Genomic DNA, 7,443 nt, shown 5'->3' with positions numbered 1-7,443 from the left:
ACGCCGACCACGCCGGGCACGGGCACGCCGACGACGCCGACGACGCCGACGACACCGACCACGCCGACGACGCCGACGACGCCGACGACGCCGGGCACGGGCACGCCGACGACGCCGACGACGCCGACCACGCCGACGACGCCGACGACGCCGACGACGCCGACCACGCCGGGCACGGGCACGCCGACGACGCCGACGACGCCGACGACACCGACCACGCCGACCACGCCGACCACGCCGACCACGCCGGGCACGGGCACGCCGACGACGCCGACGACACCGACCACGCCGACCACGCCGACCACGCCGACCACGCCGACGACGCCGACCACGCCGGGCACGGGCACGCCGACGACGCCGACGACACCGACCACGCCGACCACGCCGACCACGCCGGGCACGCCGACGACGCCGGGCACGGGCACGCCGACGACGCCGACGACACCGACCACGCCGACCACGCCGACCACGCCGGGCACGCCGGCCTGAACACCCCCGGGTGACCGCGCTGAACTCTTCCGGTCGTGACCGGATGACGGGGTGCCCCATAAAGTACGAAGCTCCTTGCCTTTGCAGAGGTGTCAACCATCCTGCAAAGCAAGGAGCTTCGTGCCATTCACGCTGGCGGACATCCCTCACCAGCGCCCGCAGGATTCCTTCGCGACACGGGACTACGCGAACTCACAAGTACCAAGGCCGACTCTGTTACGCGACGGCGGATCCTGTGCCTGGTGGGACCGCCAGGAGAGCGTCGTCAGCTCGTTCTCGGTGCCGGTGCCAGGTTGCGGGATCTCGAGAACGATCCGTCGACCCGAGCAGTCGTTGCGTGATGCACGACCCCGAACCGATCACTCAGCGATTCGCTACGCGACCACAGCTGAAACCGTATGGCGCTGTCATGAGTCGCTCTTACGACCCGTGGGCATCCAGCGATCGCGTAGGAGCCCGTATGCAAGGGAGCCGGAGCCGGGATACACGCCCTGAGCTTGCCCTTCGCCGAGCAGTCCATGCTCGTGGTCTTCGTTACCGCATCAGTGTCCGTCCGCTCCCCGACCCATGCCACTCCGAGCGGCCGTGGAGGCTGTGAATGCACCCCGGGCGGCGGGAGCGACGCCGTCCCGGCATGCGCGCGGCGCCCGCAAGGGGTCAGCTGCCCACGACCAGAGGGCACTCATTCGTGCAATTTGGACGAATTAGACAACCCTCAGCAGACAGAGCAGCATGGATCTGTTGGGAGGTGTGAAGATCGCGAATCCTTGGGCAATGGTGGTGCCGCCAGTCGGTAGGCGCCCGGGTGGGCCGATCCCTAAGCGATCACACAGCCATGAGCTCAGATGATCTCGCTTTCTCTTCTCTGGCCGTGAAGAGCCGACCGTCCGTACACATAGCTCTTCTCGGCGGTTTCGACCTCGTGGTCGGCAACGTCCCGGTGACAGTCCCGGTCGGCTCGAAGCGACTCCTGGCGTTAATCGCGCTCAACTACCGCGCCTCTGTCCCTCGGGCCTTGATCGCCGGAAGTCTTTGGCCCGAAGCATCCGAGCAGAGGGCGTACACGAACCTTCGGGCGGCGCTGTCACGCCTGCGTGGCCTCGGCCGGAAAGCACTGGACGTCTCTCCCAGCGAGGTGCGCCTCGCGCGGGAGGTCACCGTCGACCTTTACCACGCCCGGTCGTTGGCCCAGCGCATACTCGACCCCCGCGTCCCGGCCGAGGACCTCGGTCTCAACGCGGCGACCGTCGACCAGCTCTCCGCTGATCTGCTGCCCGGCTGGTACGACGAGTGGGCCTTGCTGGAGGCGGAGCATTGGCGCCAGCTTCGACTCCATGCCCTCGAGAAACTGGCGGGAGAACTCATCGAAGCTGAGCAGTTCGCCGGGGCGGTGACGGCCGCTCATACGGCCGTCCAGGCAGATCCACTGCGGGAGAGCAGTCAAGTCTCGCTGATCCGCGCCCACTTGGCGGAAGGCAACCTGGCCGAGGCGCTGGACCACTTCGAACGCTACGCGCAGCGCCTCCGCAACGAGTTGGGACTCCGCCCCACACCGCGGCTGCGCCAGCTCGTGGCCGAACTGCGGCAGTCACACCCCGGTGGCGGATACTTGCAGTAGTGACCGCGAGGGGCGCGGCCGGATCCCATGTCCTGGCCTCCGCGGCGGGTGATGCTCGTCCGTAGAACGCTCGTGCCGGACGACCTCGACGATCTCCGGGTCGCGACCCCATGATGTCCGCGACGTGCTCGGTTGTGAACATCTGCGAACCCGCCACTGTTGCCCGTGGCGGGTTCGCTTTGTCGAAGCGGTTCGGCACGGCGCCGAGAAGCTCGGGGGACCCGGCCGGTGTGCTGATCACCGACGACACTGGGTTCATCAAGAAGGGCACGGTCTCGGCCGGGGTGCAGCGGCAGTACTCCGGCACGGCGGGCCGCACGGAGAACTGCCAGATCGGCGTTTTCGCCGCCTACGCCTCCCCCAGGGGCCGTGCCCTGGCGGACCGGGAGCTGTATCTGCCGAAGTCCTGGACCTCCGATCCGAACCGCTGCCGGGCGGGGACTGGAGGCGGAGCGTCGGCCAGTCCCCGACCTCCTCAGGTCTCCGGGAGGTGGTCGACGGTGATCACGGATGGGGGATTCGGGGGCGTGGGCACCTGGATGAGGAACGGGACGAACACGATCTGCCCGTCCTTGTGTATGGGTCTTTGTGAAACCCGGTAACACACAATGGTGTTCGGGTCGCGAATGGTGTTGTAGCACTTGAGAAGTTTCGGGGGCGCGACCTGGGAATACTGCGGCAAGGTGCTGGCCTCACTTGCCGAGGCGCACCATGCGCCGGCCGCCAGGCAGCAGGAGGTTGCTGCTGCGGCGCTGGTGAGCCGTTGAAGTGCCGTCATTTTCCCGGGGATTTCAGGTGAGTTGACCGGCAGCGGTCTCGGAGCCATGCGCGAACGGAATTGCTGAAGGCTGGGCCACAAGTCACCGAAGCGGCCAGTGGGCCACCGGTAGTTGAATTCGGCTTCTAAAGCTTCTGAATGAATCCACGATACCAGTGCGTAGTGACGCCTGCGACTTCAGATGCACGAACGGAGCAGCGGCGATAGCTTGTTGGAGTCCGGGCTTATACGTCTCCAGTGCCGGTGAGGCATTTAAAGGCAGAGGAGAATTCCGTGACTCGCAGGGTCGCATTGAGCGCCGCAGCGGTAGTTGCCCTAGTCGGAGGGATGGTTGGTACCAGCGTGCAGCCAGCCTCCGCTGCACCGAACCAACCGAACCAGACGTGCCGGGTGGTAGGAAACACTCTGACAGGCGAAGGTTTCACTCCTAGTGGAACGCTCAACGTCACGCCCGGAGGGGCGACGCCTGTGCGTTCTGCTTCCGACGGTCGCATCGGACCGCTCACCGTTTCGGGCACGGGGCCGGTCCGCGTGGGTTCCGTGGTCTGCACTGGGGCTGCAGCAGGGGCATCGACACAACAGAGTGAAGCTGCCGCCGTAGCTGCAGCTACGAGTACAGCACGACAGGCGATAAGCATGGGCGCCTCCCCAGCAGCGGCGAGGGCGCAAGCTCTAGAGGTGGCACGGGCACAGGGGCAGAGCCTTGGGCTGTCGCCGACGACGATAAACAACATTGTCAATACGACAAACAACAACATCAATACAATTACCGGTTCAATTGTCGGTTCGACAATCACCGACTCGAACGTCAATCTAGGCAGCGTCCAGACGGTGCCGCCGGGCACCACGCTGCCGGGCACGACCCCGCCGGGCACGACGCCGCCGGGTACCACCCCGCCGGGCACGACGCCGCCGGGTACCACCCCGCCGGGCACGACGCCGCCGGGTACCACCCCGCCGGGCACGACGCCGCCGGGTACCACCCCGCCGGGTACCACGCCGCCGGGTACCACCCCGCCGGGCACGACGCCGCCGGGCACGACCCCGCCGGGCACGACGCCGCCGGGCACGACCCCGCCGGGTACCACGCCGCCGGGCACGACCCCGCCGGGCACCGGGCCGCAGACGGGACCGCAGACCGGGCCTGAGACCATCCCTGTGGGGCCAGGCGAATAGTTCGCTCGTCTCATACCTCGTCCCGCCGACCCTCGCAGTCTGCGGGCCGAGGCATGTGTTTGAAGGCGCAATCCCTAGCCCAGCAGGCCGGCCAGCCTCCGCCACTCCTCCCGCGGCAGGGCGTCACTGGGGCCGCCGGCGACCACCTGGAGCGCCACATGGTCCGCGCCCGCCTGCTGGAAGGTCTTGATCCGGTCCAGGATGCGGTTCTCGTCTCCCCATGCGAACACCGCGTCGATGAGGCGGTCGCTGCCGCCGTCCGTGAAGTCGGCCTCGGTGAAGCCGTGGCGGAGGAAGTTGTTGGTGTAGTTCGGCAGGGCGAGGTACATGGCGAGATAGCCGCGGGCCAGGGTGCGGGCGCGGGACGGGTCCGTTTCCAGGACGACCTTCAGCTCGGGGGCGAGGAGCGGGGCTTCGCCCAGGAGTTCGCGGGCCTGCGCCGTGTGCTCCGCCGTGACCAGGTACGGGATCGCGCCGGCCGCCCGGTCGCGGGCCAGCTCGAGCGTCTTCGGGCCCAGCGCTGCCAGGACGCGGCGATCCGCCGGCACTCCGGCGGTGTCCAGGGCGTCGAGGTAGGCGACCAGCGACGAGTACGGGCGGCGGTACTGCTCGGCGAGCTTGGCGTGGCTGACGCCGAGGCCCAGTACGAAGCGGCCGGGGTGGGCCGACTCGAGGTCGGCGTAGGCCGCCGCGCTGTCGCCGGCCTCCTGCTGCCAGATGCTCTGGATGCTGGTCCCCACGACGATCCTCGACGTCGCCCCGATGAGCGGAGCGGCGTTGCGGGCGGTGCTGTTGCCGCCCAGCCACAGGGCGCCGTAACCGAGTTCCTCCAGTTCGGCGGCGGCCTCGGCGAGCTCGCCGCGCCGGTCCGGGTCCTCCGAGCGCAGGCCGATGCTCCAGATGCCGTACCGGCCCACCTTCTGCTTCATGGTGGCTGCGACGTCGTTCATCGGTTGCGGTCCCTCCGGCTGTGACGGCTCGTGCTGGTGACGCTAGTGCCAACCGGAGGGCCGCTCGCGTTAATCCCGCCGGACGGGTATCAGACCTGGTCGCCCAGGTAGTGCTCCAGCGCCTCCACCACGAACCGGTGGTCCTGCAGCTGCGGCAGACCCGACACCGTCACCGTGCCGATCACACCGGCGCCCTCCACGGTGATCGGGAAGGAGCCCCCATGGGCGGCGTACATGTCCGGGTCCAGGCGGGAGGACTCCTCGAACGTCGTGCCCTTGGCGCGGAATCGGGCGCCGACCAGGTAGGAGGCGGAGCCGTAGCGCTCCACGACCCGGCGCTTGCGGTCGATCCAGGCGTCGTTGTCGGGGGTGGAGCCGGGCAGGGCCGCGTGGAAGAGCTGCTGGCCGGACCGGCGGATGTCGATGGCGACCGGGGCCTGGCGTTCCCGGGCCAGCTCCACCAGCAGCGAGCCGAGCGCCCAGGCGTCGTCGTGGGTGAACCCGCGGAACACCAGACGGCGTTCCTGCGCCTCCAACTCCTCGACCGTGGGCGTCAGTTCCGGAGTGACCTTCGGGGTCATCGCGGGCTTGTGCGAGTTCGTCACAGCGTCACCGTCACTCCGTCTCGGGCCGAACGGCGGGCCGCTTCCAGTACGTCGAGGGCGGCGGCCGCCTCCAGGGCGGTCACCGGGTTGGCGGCGCCGTCGCGCAGGGCGGCGGCCACCGCGGCGTAGTACGCGGGGTAGTCGCCGGGCAGGGTGGGCTCGGGGCGGCCGCCGCCGGTCAGCGGGGACTCGCCGGATCCGATACGGCCCCACTCCGACTCGGGCTCCTCGCCCCAGCCGGGACCGGGACGCTGCCCGTCCTTGAGGGCCGCCTCCTGCGGGTCCAGGCCGTACTTCACGTAGCCGGCCTGCGAGCCCAGCACCCGGAAACGCGGGCCGAGTTGGGCGGTCGTCGCGTAGACGTAGAGGTGGGAACGGACGCCGCTGGTGTGCGTGATCGCAATGAACGTGTCGTCGTCCGTCTCCGCGCCCGGGCGGCGGATGTCCGACTCGGCGTACACCGAGGCCGCGGGGCCGAACAGGACCAGTGCCTGGTCGACGACATGGCTGCCGAGGTCGTAGAGGAGACCGCCGATCTCCGCCGGGTCGCCGGACTCCCGCCAGCCGCCCTTGGGCTGTGGCCGCCACCGCTCGAAGCGGGATTCAAAGCGCCATACGTCACCCAGCGCGCCCTCGGCGAGCAGCTTGCGCAGAGTCAGGAAGTCGTTGTCCCAGCGGCGGTTCTGGAAGACGGAGAGCAGCAGGCCGCGCTCCTCGGCCAGAGCGGCCAGTTCGCGTGCCTCAGCCGCCGTGCCCGCGATCGGCTTGTCGACGACGACCGGGAGACCGGCCTTCAGGGCGGCGGTGGCGAGCGGGACGTGCGTCCGGTTCGGGGAGGCGATGACGATCAGGTCCAGCTCGTCGGCGCGGTCGAACAGCTCCTCCGCCGTGGCGGCGACCCGTGCGTCCGGGAACTCGGCGCGGGCCTGCTCCTGGCGCTCGGGGTTCGAGGTGACCACCGTGTCGAGGGCGAGGCCGTCGGTGGCGCCGATCAGGGGGGCGTGGAAGACGGAGCCCGCGAGGCCGTAGCCGATGAGGCCGACCCGGAGGGGGGTACCCGTCGTTCCAGTGATGCGTCCGGTCATGGGTCCACTTTCGCAACGCTGTTGCCAAAGTGCAAGCGGTGAGGAGAATGGGTGGCGTGAACAGGACGACCACGGGGGGTTCGGTGCGGGCGGCGGGCGCGAATCTGCTGGCATTGCGCAGCCACAACGCGGCGCTCGTCCTCGGCCTGCTGCGGCGCGCCGGGTCGGACGGCATCAGCCGGCTCGAGCTGGCCGAGCGGACCGGGCTGACCCCGCAGGCCGTCAGCAAGATCACCGCCCGGCTGCGGGCCGACGGGCTGGCGACGGAGGCCGGACGGCTGGTGTCGACCGGGGGCAAGCCGCGTACGGTGCTGCGGCTCGTGCCGGGGGCCGGGCATGCGGTGGGGGTGCATCTCGACCGGGATGAGCTGCGGGCGGTGCTCGTGGATCTGGCGGGGGCGGTGGTGGCGGAGCGGAGCGCTCCACTGGACCTGGGGGCGGGGGCGGAGGCCGTGCTCGCGAGGGTGGTGCGGGAGGTGACGGCGCTGCTGGCGGAACGGCCGTCGGAGACGGTCCTCGGGGTCGGGGTCGCGTTGCCCGGGCCGCTCGATCACGTCCGTGGTGTGCTGCATCGGGTCACCGGGTTCCCGGAGTGGGACGGGTTTCCGCTGCGGGACGTGCTGGCGTTGCAGCTCGGGGTGCCGGTTGTCGTCGACAAGGACACCAATGCGGCGGCGCTGGGGCTTGCGGTCGGGGGTGAGGGTGGGTCGTTCGCGTATTTGCACTTCGGGGCGGGGCTTGG

6 protein-coding genes and 1 pseudogene are annotated in these 7,443 nt (G+C 69.6%); 4 read left to right on the top strand and 3 right to left on the bottom strand.

Features of this window, described 5'->3' with window-relative positions; all coding sequences use genetic code 11:
• From ACTWQJ_RS42745 to ACTWQJ_RS42735, 3 genes and pseudogenes are all read left to right on the top strand, one after another.
• Positions 1 to 503, top strand: a 503-nt coding sequence (locus ACTWQJ_RS42745; RefSeq protein ID WP_443311799.1) for a hypothetical protein, incomplete at its 5' end; no start/stop codon positions are given.
• An 857-nt stretch (positions 504 to 1,360) separates the two neighbouring features.
• Positions 1,361 to 2,107: an AfsR/SARP family transcriptional regulator gene (locus tag ACTWQJ_RS42740; protein ID WP_443311798.1), complete on the top strand. Its 747-nt coding sequence runs from the start codon at positions 1,361 to 1,363 to the stop codon at positions 2,105 to 2,107.
• Between the two features lie 215 nt (positions 2,108 to 2,322).
• Positions 2,323 to 2,544 (top strand): annotated as a pseudogene (locus tag ACTWQJ_RS42735) (transposase); the annotation flags it as partial.
• A 1,591-nt stretch (positions 2,545 to 4,135) separates the two neighbouring features.
• Here ACTWQJ_RS42735 and ACTWQJ_RS42730 read toward each other — a convergent pair.
• From ACTWQJ_RS42730 to ACTWQJ_RS42720, 3 genes are all read right to left on the bottom strand, one after another.
• Complete coding sequence (locus tag ACTWQJ_RS42730) at positions 4,136 to 5,011, bottom strand: LLM class F420-dependent oxidoreductase (RefSeq protein WP_443311797.1); 876 nt, start codon at positions 5,009 to 5,011, stop codon at positions 4,136 to 4,138.
• A gap of 89 nt (positions 5,012 to 5,100) precedes the next feature.
• Positions 5,101 to 5,592: a heme-degrading domain-containing protein gene (locus tag ACTWQJ_RS42725; RefSeq protein WP_443311800.1), complete on the bottom strand. Its 492-nt coding sequence runs from the start codon at positions 5,590 to 5,592 to the stop codon at positions 5,101 to 5,103.
• Positions 5,593 to 5,612: 20 nt separating this feature from the next.
• Positions 5,613 to 6,701, bottom strand: coding sequence for a Gfo/Idh/MocA family oxidoreductase (locus tag ACTWQJ_RS42720; protein ID WP_443311796.1), 1,089 nt, complete (start codon positions 6,699 to 6,701; stop codon positions 5,613 to 5,615).
• A 47-nt stretch (positions 6,702 to 6,748) separates the two neighbouring features.
• Here ACTWQJ_RS42720 and ACTWQJ_RS42715 point away from each other — a divergent pair.
• On the top strand, positions 6,749 to 7,443 hold a 695-nt coding region (locus ACTWQJ_RS42715), incomplete at its 3' end, for an ROK family transcriptional regulator (RefSeq protein WP_443311795.1).

It is taken from the genome of Streptomyces sp. KR55, from assembly GCF_052245645.1.
In the GTDB taxonomy this organism is placed as follows: domain Bacteria; phylum Actinomycetota; class Actinomycetes; order Streptomycetales; family Streptomycetaceae; genus Streptomyces; species Streptomyces flavusporus.
Note: the sequence above shows the minus strand (reverse complement) of the source record. Positions and strands in the feature narration are given on the sequence as shown.